General features: G+C 43.5%; 21 protein-coding genes. All 21 read left to right on the top strand.

The window, feature by feature from the left end:
* Positions 1-10 precede the first annotated feature (10 nt).
* The 21 genes from fapR to FZC79_RS01630 all read left to right on the top strand — a co-directional run bounded on the left by fapR (position 11) and on the right by FZC79_RS01630 (position 19,610).
* Positions 11-601: a transcription factor FapR gene (gene fapR / locus FZC79_RS01730; RefSeq protein WP_148945166.1), complete on the top strand. Its 591-nt coding sequence runs from the start codon at positions 11-13 to the stop codon at positions 599-601.
* Complete coding sequence (plsX, locus tag FZC79_RS01725) at positions 585-1,586, top strand: phosphate acyltransferase PlsX (RefSeq protein WP_148945165.1); 1,002 nt, start codon at positions 585-587, stop codon at positions 1,584-1,586. Before fapR ends, plsX begins: the two co-directional genes overlap by 17 nt.
* Positions 1,587-1,601: 15 nt before the next feature.
* Positions 1,602-2,549 (top strand): ACP S-malonyltransferase, encoded by a 948-nt coding sequence (fabD, locus tag FZC79_RS01720; RefSeq protein WP_148945164.1) that lies wholly within the window; start codon positions 1,602-1,604, stop codon positions 2,547-2,549.
* On the top strand, positions 2,546-3,289 hold the full coding sequence (gene fabG, locus FZC79_RS01715) for a 3-oxoacyl-[acyl-carrier-protein] reductase (RefSeq protein WP_148945163.1): 744 nt from the start codon (positions 2,546-2,548) through the stop codon (positions 3,287-3,289). The genes fabD and fabG overlap by 4 nt, the downstream gene beginning before the upstream one ends.
* A gap of 101 nt (positions 3,290-3,390) precedes the next feature.
* On the top strand, positions 3,391-3,624 hold the full coding sequence (gene acpP, locus FZC79_RS01710; RefSeq protein ID WP_006838176.1) for an acyl carrier protein: 234 nt from the start codon (positions 3,391-3,393) through the stop codon (positions 3,622-3,624).
* Between the two features lie 436 nt (positions 3,625-4,060).
* On the top strand, positions 4,061-4,810 hold the full coding sequence (rnc, locus tag FZC79_RS01705; protein ID WP_148945162.1) for a ribonuclease III: 750 nt from the start codon (positions 4,061-4,063) through the stop codon (positions 4,808-4,810).
* Positions 4,811-4,821: 11 nt separating this feature from the next.
* On the top strand, positions 4,822-8,391 hold the full coding sequence (gene smc, locus FZC79_RS01700) for a chromosome segregation protein SMC (RefSeq protein ID WP_148945161.1): 3,570 nt from the start codon (positions 4,822-4,824) through the stop codon (positions 8,389-8,391).
* Between the two features lie 14 nt (positions 8,392-8,405).
* Positions 8,406-9,401 carry a signal recognition particle-docking protein FtsY gene (ftsY, locus tag FZC79_RS01695; protein ID WP_148945160.1) on the top strand — a complete coding sequence of 332 codons (996 nt, stop codon included), beginning with the start codon at positions 8,406-8,408 and terminating at the stop codon, positions 9,399-9,401.
* 701 nt (positions 9,402-10,102) lie between these two features.
* Positions 10,103-10,435 (top strand): putative DNA-binding protein, encoded by a 333-nt coding sequence (locus FZC79_RS01690; RefSeq protein ID WP_148945159.1) that lies wholly within the window; start codon positions 10,103-10,105, stop codon positions 10,433-10,435.
* An 11-nt stretch (positions 10,436-10,446) separates the two neighbouring features.
* Positions 10,447-11,790, top strand: coding sequence for a signal recognition particle protein (ffh, locus tag FZC79_RS01685; protein ID WP_148945158.1), 1,344 nt, complete (start codon positions 10,447-10,449; stop codon positions 11,788-11,790).
* Between the two features lie 117 nt (positions 11,791-11,907).
* The gene (gene rpsP / locus FZC79_RS01680) at positions 11,908-12,180 is read left to right on the top strand and encodes a 30S ribosomal protein S16 (RefSeq protein ID WP_148940209.1); all 273 of its coding nucleotides are present in this window, start codon (positions 11,908-11,910) and stop codon (positions 12,178-12,180) included.
* 11 nt (positions 12,181-12,191) lie between these two features.
* A complete protein-coding gene (locus tag FZC79_RS01675) occupies positions 12,192-12,425 on the top strand; it encodes a KH domain-containing protein (protein WP_148945157.1) in 234 nt (77 codons plus the stop codon).
* 305 nt (positions 12,426-12,730) lie between these two features.
* Positions 12,731-13,117 (top strand): YlqD family protein, encoded by a 387-nt coding sequence (locus FZC79_RS01670; RefSeq protein ID WP_148945156.1) that lies wholly within the window; start codon positions 12,731-12,733, stop codon positions 13,115-13,117.
* A gap of 11 nt (positions 13,118-13,128) precedes the next feature.
* Positions 13,129-13,647 (top strand): ribosome maturation factor RimM, encoded by a 519-nt coding sequence (gene rimM / locus FZC79_RS01665; RefSeq protein ID WP_148945155.1) that lies wholly within the window; start codon positions 13,129-13,131, stop codon positions 13,645-13,647.
* Positions 13,644-14,378 carry a tRNA (guanosine(37)-N1)-methyltransferase TrmD gene (gene trmD / locus FZC79_RS01660; RefSeq protein ID WP_148945154.1) on the top strand — a complete coding sequence of 245 codons (735 nt, stop codon included), beginning with the start codon at positions 13,644-13,646 and terminating at the stop codon, positions 14,376-14,378. Before rimM ends, trmD begins: the two co-directional genes overlap by 4 nt.
* Before the next feature lie 144 nt (positions 14,379-14,522).
* On the top strand, positions 14,523-14,867 hold the full coding sequence (gene rplS / locus FZC79_RS01655; RefSeq protein ID WP_113929873.1) for a 50S ribosomal protein L19: 345 nt from the start codon (positions 14,523-14,525) through the stop codon (positions 14,865-14,867).
* Between the two features lie 281 nt (positions 14,868-15,148).
* Positions 15,149-15,700: a signal peptidase I gene (gene lepB, locus FZC79_RS01650; protein WP_148945153.1), complete on the top strand. Its 552-nt coding sequence runs from the start codon at positions 15,149-15,151 to the stop codon at positions 15,698-15,700.
* A 33-nt stretch (positions 15,701-15,733) separates the two neighbouring features.
* Positions 15,734-16,603: a ribosome biogenesis GTPase YlqF gene (gene ylqF / locus FZC79_RS01645; protein WP_148945152.1), complete on the top strand. Its 870-nt coding sequence runs from the start codon at positions 15,734-15,736 to the stop codon at positions 16,601-16,603.
* 109 nt (positions 16,604-16,712) lie between these two features.
* Entirely contained in the window at positions 16,713-17,489 is a 777-nt protein-coding gene (locus FZC79_RS01640; RefSeq protein ID WP_148945151.1) for a ribonuclease HII, read from the top strand.
* A 13-nt stretch (positions 17,490-17,502) separates the two neighbouring features.
* A complete protein-coding gene (locus tag FZC79_RS01635) occupies positions 17,503-19,332 on the top strand; it encodes a hypothetical protein (protein ID WP_148945150.1) in 1,830 nt (609 codons plus the stop codon).
* Positions 19,329-19,610: an EscU/YscU/HrcU family type III secretion system export apparatus switch protein gene (locus FZC79_RS01630; RefSeq protein ID WP_148945149.1), complete on the top strand. Its 282-nt coding sequence runs from the start codon at positions 19,329-19,331 to the stop codon at positions 19,608-19,610. Before FZC79_RS01635 ends, FZC79_RS01630 begins: the two co-directional genes overlap by 4 nt.
* Positions 19,611-19,882 lie beyond the last annotated feature (272 nt).

The following is a 19,882-nucleotide window of genomic DNA, read 5'->3' as shown; positions in this document are numbered from 1 at the left end:
CGGTGTTAAAATGAGACCAACTAAAAAACAACGGCAATTAGAATTGTCGGATACGATAAAAGAAAATCCTTTTATAACAGATGAAGAACTCGCTGAAAGATTTAGCGTGAGTGTCCAGACGATTCGTCTCGACCGTATGGAACTTTCCATTCCTGAGCTGAGGGAAAGGATCAAGCATGTGGCCGTAAAGACATTTGGTGACGAAGTGAAATCCCTGCCGATAGAGGAAGTGATCGGGGAAATCATCGATATTGAACTTGATCAGAATGCGATCTCCATTTTTGATGTTAAGACGGAGCATGTTTTCAAGCGGAACCGGATTGCCCGAGGACATCATTTGTTTGCGCAGGCTAATTCCTTGGCAGTTGCTGTGATCAATGATGAATTGGCATTAACCGCAAAATCCCAAATCCGTTTTACTCGTCCTGTTAAAGAAGGAGAAAGGATCATCGCCAAAGCAAAGGTTATTGATATACATAAAGAGCGTACCATAGTGGAAGTACATAGTTATGTCGGCGGCGAAAAAGTATTTACCGGGGAATTCGAAATGTATCGTTCCAATGATACTGAAAAGGATGATGAACATGAAGATAGCCATTGATGCAATGGGCGGGGACAATGCTCCGAAAGAGATTGTACGTGGAGCTGAAAGGGCTGTAAAAGAGTTTGGAGATGTTGAAATCATTCTTTACGGTGATGAAGACAAAATCAAAGCAGAAATTGCTGAACATGAAAGAATTGAAATCGTACATACAACAGAAGTCATTCTGGGAACAGACGAGCCCGTAAGAGCAGTCAGGCGAAAGAAAAATGCTTCGATGGTGTTAATGGCCCAGGCGGTTGCCGATGGGAAAGCGGATGCCTGTATATCTGCGGGCAATACAGGAGCGCTTATGACGGCCGGGCTGTTCATTGTTGGCAGGATTAAAGGAATAGAGCGGCCGGCCCTTGCACCTACACTGCCGACCCTTGACGGAAAAGGCTTTTTAATGCTCGACCTTGGTGCCAATGTAGATGCAAAGCCAGAACATCTTTTGCAATATGCAATCATGGGAAGCATATACGCTGAAAATGTTAGAGGAATAGAAAATCCGAAAATCGGCCTGTTAAATATCGGCACAGAAGAGAAAAAGGGAAATGAGCTCACGAAAGCTGCTTTTTCTCTGCTTAGGGATGCTGATATTAACTTTATCGGAAACGTCGAATCCAGGGACCTGCTGAGCGGTGCAGCTGATGTCGTAGTGACGGATGGTTTTACAGGTAATATGGTATTGAAGACGATTGAAGGAACAGCATTATCCATCTTTTCAATGCTGAAAACGACTTTAACTGCTTCTTTCAAAAATAAGCTAGCAGCAGGGCTTGTGAAAAATGATTTAAGAGAATTGAAGAGTATGCTGGATTATACGGAGTATGGAGGAGCAGGATTGTTCGGGTTGAATGCCCCGGTGATCAAAGCACACGGATCATCCAATGCCAATGCACTTTTTAATGCGGTGCGCCAGGCCAGGCAGATGGTCAGCCACTCTGTCCCGGATACCATAAAACAGGCTGTAGCCAGGGAAGAGAAAGAAGAATCAAAATAGGGGAGTGGGGATAACATGGGTAAGATAGCATTTGTATTTCCAGGACAGGGATCACAAAAAGCCGGGATGGGGAAAGAGCTTGCTGGTAATTTCCCTGAAGTGGAAGAATACTTCAATAGTGCGGACCGAAGACTGGGAATGGACCTTTCAACTCTTATTTTTGAAGGACCCCAAGACAAACTGACGCTGACCGAAAACGCACAGCCTGCCTTGTTGACCACAAGCATAGCTTTCCTGCAGCTGCTGAAATCAGAAGGAATTGAGCCGGATTTCACTGCAGGTCACAGCTTAGGGGAATATTCAGCGCTGGTGGCTGCTGGTGCTATTGCTTTTGAAGATGGAGTGTATGCTGTCCGAAAGCGTGGAGAATATATGGAAGAAGCTGTTCCGGCAGGAGAAGGGACAATGGCGGCTGTACTCGGCATGGACCGCAGCAAGCTTGTCGGTATCACAGATAGGATATCTCAAGAGGGAAATCATGTAGGCTTGGCTAACTTAAATTGTCCTGGACAAATTGTCATTTCAGGGTCATTCAGAGGAGTGGAACTGGCTTCGGACATGGCTAAAGAAGAAGGGGCAAAACGTGTACTGCCGCTGCAGGTGAGCGGACCGTTTCACTCTCAACTGATGAAACCCGCAGCTGAAAAATTTTCAGGAGTACTGGATGAGATTACGATTGCAGATGCCGCGGTTCCGGTCATCGCCAATGTGGATGCCAAGCCGATGAGACAGGCTCACGAAATCAAAGAGAGATTGATTCAGCAATTATATTCACCAGTACTTTGGGAAGATACTGTTTCGTCCCTCTTGGAGCAAGGTGTGGACACATTTATCGAAATCGGCCCTGGGAAAGTCCTTTCCGGATTGATTAAGAAGGTCAATCGCAGGGTCAATACCTTCTCAATCAGTGATGAAGAAAGTTTCAGAGAGACTGTTGAGAAGCTAAAGGAGGCTGCACAATGAATCTTGAAGGAAAAACAGCATTAGTAACAGGTGCTTCCCGCGGAATCGGCAGGGAAATAGCCCTTGAACTTGCACGCCAGGGAGCTAACGTGGCGGTCAACTATGCAGGAAGCGAAGCGAAGGCCAATGAAGTAACCGAGGAAATTAAAGCCATGGGCAGAGACGCCTTTGCCATTCAATGCAATGTAGCAAATGGAGAATCAGTTCAGACAATGGTCAAAGAAACTATCTCCCGTTTTGGTTCTCTTGATATCCTGGTCAATAATGCTGGAATTACAAGAGACAACTTATTGATGAGAATGAAAGAAAGTGAATGGGATGAAGTTATTGATACGAACTTAAAAGGTGTATTCCTTTGCACTAAAGCGGTCAGCCGCCAAATGATGAAGCAAAGAAGCGGAAGGATCATCAATATTTCTTCCATCGTTGGTGTCAGCGGGAATCCAGGACAGGCTAACTATGTCGCAGCCAAGTCTGGTGTCATCGGGTTGACGAAGACAGCTGCCAGGGAACTGGCGCCTAGAGGCATCACAGTGAATGCGGTAGCGCCTGGGTTCATTTCGACTGACATGACAGATGAACTCAGCGAAGAAGTGAAATCTGAAATGTTAAAAGGCATTCCATTAAGCCGGTTTGGGAATGCGAAAGATATCGCCAAAGTAGCAGGGTTCCTGGCATCCGAGGATTCTTCCTACATGACTGGCCAGACGCTGCATGTGGACGGCGGAATGGTTATGTGACCGGATTGTCTTCCGATTTAATGTCCTATTAAAGAAAAAAACAAACGGTTCTTGATTATTCATAGGAATCTACTATAATTACTTGAGGGGAGGTGACAAGAATGGCAGAAGTATTAGATCGCGTAACAAAAATTATCGTTGACCGTCTTGGAGTTGACGAATCCCAAGTAACTCTTGAAGCTTCTTTCAAAGAAGACCTAGGAGCGGATTCACTAGATGTAGTAGAATTGGTTATGGAACTTGAAGATGAGTTCGATATGGAGATTTCTGACGATGATGCAGAAAAAATCGCTACAGTCGGTGACGCTGTTAACTACATAAATAACAAAGGCTAATCGATGTATTCCTGGAGCTCCGCTGGTCAGCGGAGCCCTTCTTCCTTTAAAGAGGCTGTTTTTGAAGAGTTTTGGCACAATGAAGGCGGACTTTCGGTAAACGAATGTCAGTCAATTCCTTCATACTGTGTCTGCCTCTTCAAGGACATCCTCTTCTTTTTATCAGGCTCTTTTTGTAAACTCTGCTGCTATTTAATACTAATTTCAATAAAACCAATGTCCGAAGGGGTAATCTGGTAATGACAAAATTCTTGAAGCACGGAAAACAGAGCTGAAATTGAATGTTTTTAAATAGCTGCAATCTTTGCGAAAACAGATTATCGAATAAAAGGGGAAGCCTGCCGTAACTAAAGAATTTTTGCGATTTTAGCGTTTTTATCATAAACTTGAGTAGTGTAAAAATTATTGTAATTATATATAGCAAGGTGGAGGCCCAATGCGGAAACAAGTAAGAAACAGGGACAAACAATCAATGTTGTTAGTTGATGAGAAATTTAAAGAGTTCCAAAGGAAACATGAAATCCAATTTACTAATGAAAAATTGCTCAGACAAGCTTTCACTCATTCATCCTATGTGAATGAGCATCGGAAAAAACCATATGAAGATAATGAACGTCTCGAATTTCTTGGTGATGCTGTCCTTGAATTGACAGTTTCACAATTTCTTTATAAAAAATACCCAACAATGAGTGAAGGAGAATTGACCAAGCTGCGTGCAGCAATTGTCTGTGAACCATCATTGGTCACCTTTGCGAATGAATTGAAATTCGGGGAACTGGTCCTTTTAGGAAAAGGAGAGGAACTGACAGGCGGAAGAGAAAGGCCTGCCCTCTTAGCGGATGTGTTCGAAGCCTTTATCGGCGCCCTCTATTTGGACCAGGGACTCCAAACAGTCCTGGTGATATTGGAGAAGAATGTTTTTCCAAAAATCAATTCCGGTGCTTTTTCTCATGTGATGGATTTTAAAAGTCAGCTGCAGGAGCTTGTTCAGAGAGACAGTGCGGGTACGATTGAATATGGAATTCTTCATGAGAAAGGGCCTGCCCATAACCGCGAATTCGTCTCAAGGGTATGCCTGAACGGGGAAGAACTGGGCATAGGTACCGGAAGATCTAAAAAAGAAGCCGAACAGCATGCGGCTCAAATGGCGTTAGAAAAATTGAAGCATAAGCTTGAAGAAAACTAAGGAGGAAGACTATGTTCCTCAAACAACTAGATGTCATAGGATTCAAATCATTCGCAGAAAGAATTTCTGTTGATTTTGTTCCAGGTGTAACAGCAGTAGTCGGCCCAAATGGAAGCGGAAAGAGCAATATAATCGATGCCATACGATGGGTGCTCGGAGAACAATCAGCCAAATCCCTGCGGGGAGCAAAGATGGAGGATGTCATATTCGGGGGAAGCGACTCCAGAAAACCATTGAACTTTGCTGAAGTGACTCTTACTCTGGATAACAGGGATGGAGCACTTCCGATTGAATATAGCGAAGTCAGTGTAACTCGGAGGGTGTTCAGGTCCGGGGACAGCGAGTACCTGCTGAATAAACAGCCTTGCCGGCTGAAGGACATCATTGAACTGTTCATGGACTCCGGTCTCGGCAAGGAAGCCTTTTCAATCATCAGTCAAGGGAAAGTCGAAGAAATCCTGAACAGCAAGCCTGAAGAAAGGCGGACAATCTTCGAAGATGCAGCGGGTGTCCTGAAATATAAAAACAGAAAAAAGAAAGCTGAAGCAAAGCTGTTCGAAACCCAGGAAAACCTCAATCGTGTAAATGATATCATTTCAGAATTGGAAGGCCAGGTAGAGCCTTTAAAGATTCAGGCTTCCATGGCAAAAGATTACCTGGAGAAAAAAGAGGAACTGGAAAAGGTTGAAGTCGGTGTGACGGTCTTTGAAATTGAAGACCTTCACAATCAATGGCAGGATCTGAGCAGTTCTTTTGAATCTCATGGGAAAGATGAATTGAGATTATCCTCAGAAATTCAAAAGAGGGAAGCCCAGCTCGAAAAACTCAGGGACAATACAGCAGCTCTTGACGAGTCAATCTCACAGCTGCAGGAGGTGCTTCTTGCGGCCTCTGAAGAACTTGAAAAGCTGCAGGGAAGAAAACAGGTTCTTCACGAAAGAAAGAAAAATGCTTCCAATAATAGAGAACAATTAGAAAGAAATATTGATGAAGCTACAACTAGAATTGAAAAGCTGACGGTTGAGAAACAGCAGACAGAAAAAGAATTTAAAGAGGTTAAAACAGAAACAGAAAACCTTAAGGGGCAGCTCTCAGAGAAACAAAAACGTTTCCAGTATTTTAATGACGACATCGAAACGATGATCGATACCCTGAAAGGCGACTATATTGAAAAGCTGAATCGCCAGGCTGCGGCCAAAAATGAAATTCAGTACCTGCAGACCCAGCTCGACCAACAAACAGGCCGAAGCAAGCGGCTGGATGAGGATAATGAAAAATTTCTGGCCCAGCGTGAGGAGATCAAATCAGCTCAGATCGAAAACGAACAGCAGCTCAGCGTATTGAAAGAAGCGATAGATGATCAAGTCACTTCCTACAGGAAAGAAAAAAATGATCTGGATACATTGAAAAGCAAGTATCAAAAATTGGAGACGACGCTTTATCAAGCTTACCAGTTCCTTCAGCAGGCGAAATCCAGGAAAGAAATGCTCGAGGAGATGGAAGAAGACTATTCAGGTTTCTTTCAAGGTGTGAAAGAAGTCCTTAAAGCAAGGAACAGTACTCTGAAGGGAATCGAAGGTGCAGTGGCCGAAATTGTTTCTGTACCGAAGCAGTATGATAAAGCAATCGAAACCGCCCTTGGCGCAGCAATGCAGCATGTGGTCGTCGAAAGCGAGTTGCATGGACGCGAAGCGATTTCATTCCTGAAGAGAAATCAATATGGAAGAGCGACGTTCCTGCCTATGAATGTTATCAAAGGAAAGTCGATTCCCTCAGTACAGCTGTCTTTATTGAAAAGTCAAGCTTCATTTGTAGGAGTGGCTTCCGACCTTTTGGACTATGATCAAAGGTATCAATCCATTATTTCGAATCTGTTAGGAAATGTCATTATTACAGAGGATTTAAAGGGAGCAAATGCCCTTGCGAAAACTACCGGTTACCGATACCGTTTTGTCACTCTTGAGGGAGATATAGTCAATCCTGGGGGATCAATGTCCGGAGGAGCGACCAAGCAGAAAAAATCTTCACTGCTCAGCAGAAAAAGCGAACTGGAAGAGTTAATCGTCAAACTTCAGCAGATGGAAGAAAAAACGGGCAGTCTTGAAGAACAGATCAAACAATACAAATCCGACATTTCTTTTAATGAAAAAAAGCTGGAAGATATGCGGCTTAAAGGCGAGCAGCTGAGATATGAAGAACAGGAACAGAAGTCCAGACAGAGAGAATTGGAATTATCTCAAAAAAACATGGATGAAAGACTCTCTTTGTACGACCTTGAAAAAGGAGAATTTTCTGATCAGAAAACCAAGAATATTAAAAGAATTGATGAGCTGAAAGAAGAACTAGGTATAATTTCCGGTGAACTTCAGACAATGGAAAAGGAAATTGATGAGTTGACCCATCAGAAACATACCGACAGAACATCAAAAGAAGAAATTTCCGGCGAGATAAGTGAAATGAAGGCCCAGCTTGCTGCCCGCTATGAACAGCTCAATTCAAGCAAAAGTGTTTTGGGGCGCATTAGTGAAGAGCTGCAGCAGGCGGAGAAGAAGAAGAAAGATTACGAAGAAGATCTTCAATGGCTGGCCAACGAGATGGATAACGACTTCTCGGGAGAAGCCAAGCTCCAAGAAGATGCAGTGGCAAGGGCACGTGAAAAGCAGGAAACAGCAAGTCTTATCAGCAGCCGGCGGGATGAAAGGATGAAACTTCAAACTGCGGTGGAAGATGATGAACTTCATCTGAAAGAGCTGAAGAGGCAGCATAAGGGATTGCTTGGTGCGCTCAAAGACGAGGAAGTGAAAATCAACCGGCTCGATGTTGAGCTGGAAAACCGCCTTGCTCACTTGAGGGAAGAATACCTGCTGAGCTTTGAAGCAGCTAAAGAAGATTACCCGCTCTTGATGGATATAGCCGATGCAAGGAAAAAAGTAAAACTGATTAAACTTGCTCTTGAAGAATTGGGAACAGTCAATCTTGGTGCCATTGATGAATATGAGCGGGTTTCCGAGCGTTATCAATTTCTCCTTGAACAGCAGGCTGACCTGCAGGAGGCGAAGGACACCCTGCATGAAGTCATCAAAGAAATGGACGCGGAGATGGTGAAGCGTTTTGATTACACCTTCCATGCCATCAAAGCCGAATTTGAAGGTGTGTTTTCTGCCCTCTTTGGAGGCGGCAGAGCTGAATTAAAACTCACCACGCCGGATGATCTGTTGAATACAGGGGTGGATATTGTTGCACAGCCCCCTGGAAAAAAACTGCAAAATCTTGGCCTTTTGTCAGGCGGAGAACGGGCATTAACCGCTATCGCCTTATTATTTTCCATACTGAAAGTCCGTCCTGTTCCCTTCTGTATTCTTGATGAAGTCGAAGCGGCTCTTGATGAAGCCAACGTTCAAAGATTCAGTAAATATCTGAAAAAATTCAGCCAGGAAACGCAATTCATCGTAATCACCCATAGAAAAGGAACTATGGAGGAAGCCCATGTCCTATATGGAGTGACCATGCAGGAATCAGGGGTGTCCATGCTTGTGTCAGTAAGGCTGGAAGAAACGAAAGAATTTGTTCAAGTTAAATAAGGCAGGTGCATAAAGTGAGCTTTTTTAAGAAATTAAAAGAAAAATTTACAACATCATCAGATTCAGTAACCAATAAATTTAAAGATGGACTTTCAAAAACGCGAAATAATTTTTCTTCAAAAGTGAATGACCTTGTAGCGAGATATCGTAAAGTCGACGAAGAGTTCTTTGAAGAACTGGAAGAGATCCTTATTGGGGCGGATGTCGGGTTTGATACTGTCATGGAGCTGGTCGACCAATTAAGGTACGAAGCTAAACGCCGTAATATCCAGGAAACCAGTGAGCTTCAAAGTGTCATCTCGGAAAAGCTTGTTGAAATCTATGAAGGAGATGCTGGTGCTTCCAACGAACTCAACATCCAGGAAGATACACTGACAGTCATCCTGTTTGTCGGTGTCAATGGTGTAGGGAAAACGACTACAATCGGGAAGATGGCTCATATGTTTAAAGAGCAGGGCAAGAGTGTTCTGCTTGCTGCCGGAGATACATTCCGTGCTGGTGCCATCGATCAATTAGAAGTTTGGGGGCAAAGAGCAGAAGTGCCGGTCATCAAGCATTCAGAAGGGTCAGACCCCGCTGCGGTCATCTATGATGCAGTTCAATCCGCGAAAGCAAAAAACGCGGATATCCTTCTTTGTGACACTGCAGGAAGATTGCAGAACAAAGTAAACCTGATGAATGAGCTTCAAAAGGTAAAAAGAGTCATTGATCGTGAAATTCCGGGCGCTCCTCATGAAGTTCTGCTGGTTTTGGATGCAACAACTGGCCAGAACGCCCTGCTGCAAGCCAAAACATTCAAGGAAGCAACAGATGTATCAGGGATCGTCTTGACGAAGCTGGACGGAACTGCAAAAGGCGGTATTGTCATCGGAATTAAAAATGAACTGCAAATCCCGGTCAAGTTCGTCGGACTTGGTGAGAAAGTCGATGACCTTCAACCGTTCGATCCTGAGAAGTATGTGTACGGCTTATTCTCCAATGTGGTCGATGAAGAGGAAATGGAAGAGTAAGATGCAGAACCGCGATAAGCCTTTGGCTTGCCGCGGTTTTTTGATTTCCAGAGAGCTTATACCGTGGTATAAAGAAACTCACATCAAAATAAGATAAAATTGGTTTTTCGAGCATTCCGTTCTTTCATAGAAGGCGGTTTTCCTTGTGAAGGATTTGAGCCATTGAGTCGCCAGTTAAATCTAAAATAAGCGGAATTTATCCGGTTAAGCACAGGAAAATGAATCATTTTTGACTGCGATTTTAGCTTCATACCCCTTAACGGAGGAGGATTGGAGCGGAAGGCGTACGATCTCCTGCGGGACTAGCGGGACAGGTGAGACCCCACAGGCGAATCTAGCTTCAGCGGCCAGCGACTAGCAGATTTCGGTCTCTCTCCTTGCGATAAGTCATCATCGAATCGCTGTCGCTCTTCGTGATTCCTTTATCTCATGCGAGAACCCTAAAATCTGTACGTCGCTGAACGGCCGCTTCCGCTTTTTATGAAGCCGAGGAGGCTCACCGCCCGCCCCGCGGAGTCGTCCGCCTGGAGCGGAAATCCATTACTTCTCAATAGCCAAAATCTTTGCGAAAAGAGCCTTGTGAAAACAGCTCAAAAACACACAGTAATCCCATACTTCCGCATAGACCTTGACATTTTCCCTAAAACTATGTATCCTTCTTATGTAAAGGTTTTTCACTTAACACATGAGGGAGTGAGGAAATGCTTGAGAAAACGACGAGAATGAATTATCTGTATGATTTCTATCAGTCGCTATTAACTCCCAAGCAAAGCAGCTACATGTCCCTCTACTACTTGGACGACTTCTCGCTTGGCGAAATCGCCGAGGAATATGAGATCAGCCGTCAAGCAGTTTATGATAATATCAAGCGTACAGAAGCAATGCTTGAAGAATATGAAGAGAAGCTTTTATTATTTCAGAAGTTTCAAGAGCGCAGCAAGCTTTTGCGGGAAATCAAACAGTTACTTAATAAACAAGACAATAAAACGTCGGGATTAGAAGAGCTGTTCGAAAAGCTCGAGAAATTGGATTAGGAGGCGGCATTATGGCATTTGAAGGATTAGCCGACCGACTGCAAGGCACAATTCAGAAGATCCGCGGAAAAGGAAAAGTCAATGAAGCGGATGTAAAAGAAATGATGCGTGAAGTCCGTCTTGCATTGCTTGAAGCAGACGTAAACTTCAAAGTAGTAAAAACTTTCGTCAAAAAGGTAAGTGAACGGGCTGTAGGCCAGGAAGTCATGCAAAGTTTGACGCCGGGCCAGCAGGTCATCAAAGTGGTTAAAGAAGAACTTACCGATTTAATGGGAGGAGAGCAAAGCCAGATCGCTGTCGCCAAGCGTGCGCCTACCGTCATAATGATGGTCGGTCTTCAGGGTGCAGGTAAAACAACGACCACTGGTAAGCTCGCCAATCTTCTGAGAAAGAAATATAACCGCAAACCTTTGCTGGTGGCGGCAGATATTTACCGTCCTGCAGCGATCAAACAGCTGGAAACACTTGGAAAACAATTGAGCATGCCTGTATTCTCATTGGGGGACCAGGTAAGTCCTGTGGAAATTGCAAAGCAGGCAATCGAGAAAGCGAAGGAAGAGCACCATGATTATGTTCTGATAGATACAGCCGGACGCCTTCATATTGATGAGAAGCTGATGGGTGAATTGGAGGATATCAAGGAGCTCACAAATCCAGACGAAATCTTTCTTGTTGTCGATGCAATGACCGGACAGGATGCGGTGAATGTTGCCCAAAGCTTTAATGATTCATTAGGGATTTCAGGAGTTGTCCTGACAAAACTGGACGGAGATACTCGAGGCGGTGCTGCTCTATCCATCCGATCTGTTACGGAGAAACCGATTAAATTTGTCGGGATGGGCGAAAAGCTGGATGCACTTGAAGCTTTCCATCCTGAGCGAATGGCTTCCCGTATCCTTGGTATGGGTGATGTTCTGTCGCTGATCGAGAAAGCCCAGGCTAATGTCGATGAAGAGAAAGCCAAAGAGCTTGAAAAGAAAATGAGGACTATGTCCTTTACTTTTGAAGACTTCCTTGAGCAGCTTGGACAAGTCAAACAAATGGGTCCTCTTGATGAATTAATCAAGATGATGCCTGGCGCTAACAAGATGAAGGGCCTGGATAAACTGCAAGTGGATGAAAAACAGCTGAGCCACGTCGAAGCAATCATTCAATCCATGACAAAAGAAGAGAAGCAGCATCCAGAAACCATCAATGCAGGCAGAAAAAAACGGATTGCAAGGGGAAGTGGAAGAAATATCCAGGAAGTCAACCGCTTGCTTAAGCAGTTTGAAGATATGAAAAAAATGATGAAACAAATGAGCGGAATGCAGGGAAAAGCTAAGAAAAAAGGTATGAAATTCCCGTTCATGTAGGCTTTTGATCTTAACTGTTAAAAAGAAAATTCAACTGTTAAGAAAAAACACTTTACAAACAAAATACACACTGATATTATATCTACTTGTGTAAAACTATTCGGAGGTGCTTTAAACATGGCAGTAAAAATTCGTTTAAAACGTATGGGAGCTAAAAAGTCCCCTTTCTATCGTATTGTAGTAGCAGATTCTCGTTCACCGCGTGATGGACGTCAAATTGAAACAGTTGGAACTTACAACCCGGTTGCAGAGCCAGCTGTTGTAGATATCAATGAAGAGCTTGCTCTTAAATGGATGCAAAATGGTGCGAAACCATCTGACACAGTCCGCAACCTTTTCTCTAAACAAGGTATCATGGAAAAATTCCACAACGCTAAATACAGCAAGTAATTGTGGAACGAATGAAAGATTTGATCTTAACGATTGTGGCTCCCCTTGTAGATCGGCCTGAGCATTTAGAAGTAGATGCTGAGGAGAATGATGATTCTGTCACTTATAAGCTTATTCTTCATCCCGAAGACATGGGAAAAGTGATCGGAAAGCAGGGACGGGTCGCAAAGTCGATTCGGACAGTAGTTTATGCTGCAGCAGGATCACATGAAAAAAAGAGAGTCTTTCTGGAAATCGCAGAGTGAACAACAAGAGCCGGACATAGCGGCTGCTTCCCTTCATGGTAATCATCAGGATGGGGGTTCCGCTTAAGCCGGCATATATAAGACAGTTGCCAAAAGGGAGGAGAAAAAACCTCCCTTTTTATATACCATTTTATAGGTCTGAATGCAGCCTTCATCCATTTTTAAGAGAGCAGACCCGGATGCTTTGAATCAGATAACCAGACGTTACGCCCCTTTTAGGAAGGGGGTTTACCTAATTACATTCCCTGCCCCTGCATGTCCAGGTGGAAGCGGGTAAAATGAACACATTCACAGGAGGCGGATTAATGAAGATTCTCCAGAATGTCACAGTGAATCAGGTGCTGACGGAATCGAGCAAGAAAGCATTGCTGGATGAATACCTCGGGAAAAAGTTCCAACTTAATAAAGAATGTGATCAGCTGAGATTTGAAATGAAGAAGATGGAAAAAACGAAAAAGTATTCCTCGCAAAGCTTAAAATCTCATTTTGAAAAAGAGATAGAGGCAAGAATGGAGAAAATCAAACTGACAGACTTCCAGATTGACCAGCTTGATATACTTCCTCTTGGTAGTGAGTTGAAGGACAAAGAGATTCAGGGGATTGTCGAAGTGCAAGTGGGGGATAATTGGGAAGAAAAGAATCTTTCCAGGACGATTGTGGTGAAAGACGGGTACATATGTGAAATACGATAGAGGTGATACTAATGGATAAATGGTTTAACGTCGGCAAGGTTGTTAATACACATGGAGTAAAAGGTGAAGTCAGGGTAATTTCAAGGACGGATTTCCCGGAAGAAAGATACAAGAAGGGCAATACACTCTATTTTTTTTCTGAAAAAGGAAAAGACCCTCTGGAATTGACGGTTGAAACTCACCGGAAACATAAGAATTTTGACTTGCTCACTTTTGTTGATTACACAGACATCAGCAAAGTGGAGCCTTTCAAAAATGGAATCCTGAAAATCAATGAAACACAGCTTGGTCACCTTGAAGAAGGAGAATTCTACTTCCATGAAATTATCGGCTGTACAGTCAAAACATCTGCGGGTGAGGAAGTTGGTTCAATCACTGAAATTTTGACACCGGGAGCAAATGATGTATGGGTAGTCAAAGGTGCTAAAGGGAAGGAAATTCTGATTCCTTATATTGATGAGGTTGTTAAAGAAATAGATATAGATAATAAGTTGATTCTTATTGATCCAATGGAAGGGCTTCTGTCATGAAAAGAATAGATGTACTTTCTCTATTTCCATCAATGTTCAGTGGAGTATTCGGTGAGTCCATTTTAAAAAAAGCAGAAGAAAAAGGTGCCGTTCAGTATAATGTAGTGAATTTCAGGGAGTATGCCGATAACAAACATGGACAAGTCGATGATTATCCATACGGAGGCGGTGCTGGAATGGTGTTGAAGCCACAGCCCATTTTCGACGCGGTAGAAGCCCTCTCAATCCCGTCCCAGCAGAAAAAGCCAAGAGTCATACTGCTTTGTCCGCAGGGGGAAAGATATTCCCAGAAGAAAGCAGAAGAACTGGCGCAGGAAGACCATTTGATTTTTGTCTGCGGCCATTATGAGGGATACGATGAAAGAATCCGGGAGCATGTGGTGACAGATGAAATTTCGATAGGTGACTTTGTCCTCACGGGCGGGGAACTCGGAGCAATGGTCATCATCGACAGTGTAGTAAGGCTTCTTCCGGGAGTGCTGGGGAATGAAGATTCACCTGTACAGGACTCCTTCTCATCAGGATATCTAGAACACCCCCATTATACAAGGCCGTCTGACTTTAGAGGGATGAAGGTGCCTCAGGAACTGATTTCCGGTAACCATAAACTCATTGAGGAATGGAGAGAAAGGGAATCACTCAGAAGGACGTTTGAAAGAAGACCCGATCTGCTGGATAGCAAAGAATTGAATGAACGCCAAAAAAAATGGCTTGAAGAATGGGAAAAATGATAGAAACTAGTTGATTCAATCGTATCAATATGGTATTATTACCTTTGTGACTTGATCAGATAATTTCTATCGGGTCATCGATTAGGATGTTCCGCTGCAATAAATCGTTTTTGTAAGAGCATCTGGTGGAAGGAGATGAAATAGATGCACAAATTGATCGAAGAAATTACAAAAGAACAACTTCGTTCTGATTTACCATCTTTCCGTCCTGGTGATACAGTTCGCGTACACGTTAACATTGTTGAGGGTACTCGCGAGCGTATTCAGGTATTCGAAGGTGTAGTAATCGGCCGTCGTGGCGGCGGAATCAGCGAAACGTTCACAGTTCGTAAAATTTCTTATGGTGTTGGTGTTGAGCGTACATTCCCTGTACACACACCAAAAATCGCGAAGCTTGAAGTTATTCGCCGCGGTAAAGTACGCCGTGCGAAACTTTACTACTTGCGCAACCTGCGCGGTAAAGCTGCACGTATCAAAGAAATTCGATAATTTTAAGATGGAAAGGAGCTTGGAGACAAGCTCCTTTTTCAGTTTATTAAACAGATTTTCAGTTAATATGCCGTTAGCAAAGGTGTACAGATGTGATCATTATAAAGCGTCCAGCCAGGCGGATTTCATGTTTTCAGCAGGAACTATTGAAAGCTCTTTTCTTAAATTAATAAAACAATACATACTATAATAATCATTTTAAAGTATATCAGATGTAAACCGTGTCTGCTTTTTGTAGAATATGACTATGGGAAAAATTTGAGGCACAGGAGGGGAACCTGGTGGCAAAGCAGAAGAATGAACTGTGGGAATGGACCAAGGCATTATTGATTGCTGTCGGACTGGCTGCACTCATCCGTTACTTTTTATTTACGCCGATCGTGGTTGACGGTTTATCAATGATGCCGACATTACATAATGGTGACAGGATGATTGTTAATAAGTTAAGTTATAGCGTTGGAGAACCGGATCGTTTTGATATAATTGTGTTTCATGCCCCGGAACAAAAAGATTATATCAAGCGTGTAATCGGGCTTCCTGGAGACACCGTTAAATATATAGACGATGTACTTTATGTTAACGGAGAAGCATATGACGAACCTTATTTGGAAGAATATAAGGAACAGATCGATGATGGCCTGCTGACTGAAGACTTTACGTTAGCAGAAAAAATCGGGCGGGAAACAGTTCCGGAAAACACCCTCTTTGTTATGGGGGATAACCGCCGTTTCAGTAAGGACAGCCGCCATATAGGCGTAGTGGAAGTGGATGAAGTCATTGGCAGTACTAATGTCATCTATTGGCCGATCAAAGACATAGAAGTTATAAAGTAAGAAGATAGAAACAGAATTTATGGAGGTGATAATATGACCATTCAATGGTTTCCGGGACACATGGCGAAGGCAAGGAGACAGGTAACCGAAAAGTTGAAGCTCGTTGATATCATCATCGAACTTGTCGATGCCCGCATCCCGATTTCTTCCAGGAATCCGATGATTGACGAAGTGGTACAGCATAAGCCCCGTCTTGTCCTTTTAAACAAAGCGGACATGGCAGATAGGGCACTTACAGATCAGTGGATAAGATATTTTGCTGACAGGAACATCAAGGCACTGGCAGTAAATGCCCAAGGCGGAACTGGTTTAGGAGATATCGTAAGAGCTTCTAAAGAAATTTTGAGAGAAAAATTCGACCGGATGAAATCAAGAGGAATGAAGCCGAGAGCGATCAGAGCGATGATCGTAGGTATACCTAATGTCGGAAAATCCACATTAATCAACAGGCTGGCTAAGAAGAATATCGCCAAGACTGGAAATACACCAGGTGTAACGAAAGCACAGCAGTGGATAAAGGTCGGCAAGGAAATGGAGCTTCTTGATACACCAGGTATACTATGGCCAAAGTTTGAAGATCAGGAAGTAGGCTACAAGCTGGCTTTAACCGGTGCAATCAAAGACACAATTCTCAACTTGCAGGATATTGCTGTATATGGATTGCGCTATTTGGAAAAGCATTATCCAAACAGATTGGAAGAGCGCTATGGCATTGAAGTATTTCCAGAGGAAATTGTGGAAGTGTTTGATAAAATCGGTGTCCAGAGAGGGTGCTTGATTGCTGGAGGCGGAGTGGACTACGACAAGACTTCTGATCTGATTGTCCGTGATATCAGAAGTGAACGCCTGGGTAAGATTACATTTGACATCCCGGGGGATTTTACCGAAGCAGAACAAGAATAGAGAAAAAGCTGATTCAATAGGCGTACTTCGCCCTTATAGAGTCAGCTTTATTTTTAGGTAAATCTGCCGATAAAAAGAAAGAACATACATAGTAAATAGGAGAGCGCTTATGCCCAAACAGTATACAATTTCTGAAGCAGCTAGAATCATCAAGGATATTAAAGAAGAGAAGGATGAGCTTTTTCAAACCTTTAAAAAGGATGAAAGAAAAGGAATCCAGAAACTCATTTCAAAATGGTACAGCCAACAGGAACAAGAGACAGCTTTACGAGAGGAATTCGACCGGATGAGCTCATTTGAAAACGAATTAAAGCATCAGGGTTTCCGGTTTATCGCGGGGATAGATGAGGTAGGAAGAGGGCCATTGGCCGGACCGGTTGTGGCGGCTGCTGTCATCCTGCCTCAGGATTTTTGCCTGCTCGGCATCAATGACTCAAAAAAACTGTCAGAAAAACAGAGAGAGTCATTCTATGAGCTTATTACAGATAAAGCGGTTGCCTGGGGGACAGGGATTATTTCTGCAGAGGAGATTGACAGGTTGAATATCTATCAAGCTTCTAAGAAAGCCATGATCACAGCCGTCAATGGACTTGGTGTATACCCTGACCATTTGTTAATTGATGCGATGGAATTGGGGACACCCTTTCCTGAAATCTCTTTGATTAAAGGAGACGCCCGGAGTATTTCAATTGCCGCTGCCTCTATTGTCGCTAAAGTGACGAGAGACAGGCTGATGGAAGAGTATGCCCAGGACTACCCGGGATATGGGTTTCAGAAAAATATGGGTTATGGAACTAAGGAGCACTTGGAAGGTTTGAAGCAGTATGGTCCATGTCCGATTCATCGCAGCTCCTTTGCGCCGGTAAAAGAACTTATGTTGAAATAAAGAAGGTGTGTTCATGCTTGAACGCAGTATACAAAGTGCTACATTTCAAAGATTGAATAAATCTCCTTATCCCTCCAAATTGACTGATGGACAGGTTCTTTATGCCAAAGTCAATAAGCTGCTGCCAGAAGGGATGGCGGAAGTCAATTACAAGGGGCAGAAAACCATTGCTAAATTGGAAGCCCCCCTGATTGCGGGAAATCATTATTTCTTTCAAGCAGAGATTGCGGATGAAGGAATTCTTAAATTAAGGGTAATATCATCTCTCCAGAGTAAAGGTAAGGGCTCATTTTCAGATGTTGTCGAGAAGTTCATGAGCGATCTTCAGCTTCCTAAAGGAGGGAATATTAAGGAATTAGTTGCCCTCATGGTTAGGAATTCTATGCCTTTCACAAAAGGAGAGCTGCTCAGGATGGGTGAGATACTCACCGATACGCCAGACAAGCAGGAGGGTATCCAAACTCTTTTGAGGCTGAAGGATGCAAATTTGACCATTACTAGGCCGCTATATTTTTCTTACCTGTATGGACGTAACATGGAACCGGTAACTGATCTGTTGGACAGGCTGGAAACCGGTTTACAGAAAAGCACTTCTTTATCAATGGGAAATAAAGGGATTTTAAAAATTCTTGGAGAGGTCAAAGAATCCGAAACCAATCACCTTTTTCAAAAAGTTGTCAACTACGCCTCGGGTTTAGCGGTGGATAATGCTGGAGAGCCAAGCCGTCGTGCATCAGCGCAGAACCTCCTTCAATTGATGGGGATTGAGCCTTCAGAAAGTTCTTTGGGAGAAATAAGATCTTTTATCGGAAATAATGGAACAGCCTTGATGAAAGATAAGATGACCGTTTTGGCTGAACTTCTAGCAAAAGTGGAGATATCCGCTGAAAAGGCACATCTCCTTCTCAAAGATGTCCAATCTGCCTTGAGAATCATGGAATCAGGTGAAGCTTCGTCCCAGGAAGTACTCAAGTGGGGAGCAGAATTAATAAGGCGGGCAGAATCATTGCTTTCCCATCCAGAAACAATCCCTCAATTGACAAAAACAGATAAATTCAACCTGATGTATGGTATCCATTCAAGAAAAGAACAGCAAGCACTGACCAGCTTCTCCAGAATGATGGGCAGCCTGAGTGATATTCGCGGACCGGAGCAGCAAGCGTTGAGACTGCTTCAAGAGATGGTTGATTTTGATGAAGGCAATGCTGCTAAGGTACATAAAGAAAACCTGCCTGATATTATCAAGGATCTTATTTCAAAGCTGGGACTGAATCAAGAGGCAAAGCTTGCGGGAGGAGCTCCTGTAGACCGGTCCATGCATGACTCTCTAAAATCGTCATTGATAGCCCTTTTAAAGGAGCTTCCTCATGGGGAGATGAGAGAATCTGCTGAAAGGCTCCTATACAAGCTGAATGGCCACGCTGCATTGTCTGGGGAAAGCGGACCGCTTCAGCACGTCGTTTACCAGCTTCCGCTGTCATGGATGAACCAAAGAACAGACTTGACTATGCAGTGGACTGGAAGGAAAACGGAAAGCGGGAAAATCGATTCAGAATATTGTCGTGTATTATTCTATCTTGAACTGGAAAGCATCAAAGAAGTCATTGTCGATATGACTGTCCAGAACAGGGTCATTGCCTTGAACATATACAATGATACTCCCAGGTTAAAAGAATTATCGGCTCCTTTTTCAATGAATATGAAGGAGGGCCTTGAAAAGCTCGGTTACAAGTTGTCATCCGTCCATTTTAAGGATGCTGGTACTGCTGCTGTACCAGCGAAGGAAAAATATCGCGGGCTGGCGGGGGAAGTTCCTTATGCGGGGGTGGATTTAAAAGTATGAAAAAGAATGAGAATAAGAGAAAGCAGGCTGTGGCGCTTCAATACGAAGCAGACAGGCAGCAAGCTCCCAAAGTCATTGCGAAGGGAAAAGGATTGATAGCGGATAATATCCTTGAAAGGGCGAGGCAGCATGACATACCAGTGCAGGAGGACCCTGCTCTTGTAGAATTGCTCGGCAGCCTGGATATCAATGAATCGATACCTGAGGAACTCTATCAGGCAGTGGCAGAAGTGTTTGCCTTTTTGTACAGAGTCGATAAGGAAGCGGGAAGAAGCTGAAGCGGAAGGGGGCTTCAGCTTTTATATGATGGTTTTGAAAACCCCTAGCTATGCCGGGGGTTCCAGAGAACCTATAGTGTGGTATAGAACACCCTCTTTCTATAGAAAAAGCCGGTTCCTTATCACTACATGCCATTCCAGCAGGAGGGGAGGTATCCTTGCCGATTGGCATTACAAAAAAAGCCTAAAATAAGCGGAGTTTTTCCGGTTAAGCTAAAGAATTGAATGTGATTTAGGGTATATAAGCGGATATTTTCCGCTTAAGCACAGCA

Origin of the sequence: Rossellomorea vietnamensis (assembly GCF_008180615.1) — a bacterium.
GTDB lineage: Bacteria > Bacillota > Bacilli > Bacillales > Bacillaceae_B > Rossellomorea > Rossellomorea vietnamensis_D.
Note: the sequence above shows the minus strand (reverse complement) of the source record. Positions and strands in the feature narration are given on the sequence as shown.

Excerpts from the sequence above, each read along its gene's own strand:
- fapR (WP_148945166.1), top strand. The coding sequence starts at position 11 with ATGAGACCAACTAAAAAACAACGGCAATTAGAATTGTCGGATACGATA.
- ffh (WP_148945158.1), top strand. The coding sequence starts at position 10,447 with ATGGCATTTGAAGGATTAGCCGACCGACTGCAAGGCACAATTCAGAAG.
- FZC79_RS01675 (WP_148945157.1), top strand. The coding sequence starts at position 12,192 with ATGAAAGATTTGATCTTAACGATTGTGGCTCCCCTTGTAGATCGGCCT.
- FZC79_RS01640 (WP_148945151.1), top strand. The coding sequence starts at position 16,713 with ATGCCCAAACAGTATACAATTTCTGAAGCAGCTAGAATCATCAAGGAT.
- ylqF (WP_148945152.1), top strand. The coding sequence starts at position 15,734 with ATGACCATTCAATGGTTTCCGGGACACATGGCGAAGGCAAGGAGACAG.
- trmD (WP_148945154.1), top strand. The coding sequence starts at position 13,644 with ATGAAAAGAATAGATGTACTTTCTCTATTTCCATCAATGTTCAGTGGA.
- FZC79_RS01630 (WP_148945149.1), top strand. The coding sequence starts at position 19,329 with ATGAAAAAGAATGAGAATAAGAGAAAGCAGGCTGTGGCGCTTCAATAC.
- acpP (WP_006838176.1), top strand. The coding sequence starts at position 3,391 with ATGGCAGAAGTATTAGATCGCGTAACAAAAATTATCGTTGACCGTCTT.
- rplS (WP_113929873.1), top strand. The coding sequence starts at position 14,523 with ATGCACAAATTGATCGAAGAAATTACAAAAGAACAACTTCGTTCTGAT.
- FZC79_RS01670 (WP_148945156.1), top strand. The coding sequence starts at position 12,731 with ATGAAGATTCTCCAGAATGTCACAGTGAATCAGGTGCTGACGGAATCG.
- rimM (WP_148945155.1), top strand. The coding sequence starts at position 13,129 with ATGGATAAATGGTTTAACGTCGGCAAGGTTGTTAATACACATGGAGTA.
- FZC79_RS01635 (WP_148945150.1), top strand. The coding sequence starts at position 17,503 with ATGCTTGAACGCAGTATACAAAGTGCTACATTTCAAAGATTGAATAAA.
- FZC79_RS01690 (WP_148945159.1), top strand. The coding sequence starts at position 10,103 with ATGCTTGAGAAAACGACGAGAATGAATTATCTGTATGATTTCTATCAG.
- plsX (WP_148945165.1), top strand. The coding sequence starts at position 585 with ATGAAGATAGCCATTGATGCAATGGGCGGGGACAATGCTCCGAAAGAG.
- smc (WP_148945161.1), top strand. The coding sequence starts at position 4,822 with ATGTTCCTCAAACAACTAGATGTCATAGGATTCAAATCATTCGCAGAA.
- fabD (WP_148945164.1), top strand. The coding sequence starts at position 1,602 with ATGGGTAAGATAGCATTTGTATTTCCAGGACAGGGATCACAAAAAGCC.
- rpsP (WP_148940209.1), top strand. The coding sequence starts at position 11,908 with ATGGCAGTAAAAATTCGTTTAAAACGTATGGGAGCTAAAAAGTCCCCT.
- rnc (WP_148945162.1), top strand. The coding sequence starts at position 4,061 with ATGCGGAAACAAGTAAGAAACAGGGACAAACAATCAATGTTGTTAGTT.
- fabG (WP_148945163.1), top strand. The coding sequence starts at position 2,546 with ATGAATCTTGAAGGAAAAACAGCATTAGTAACAGGTGCTTCCCGCGGA.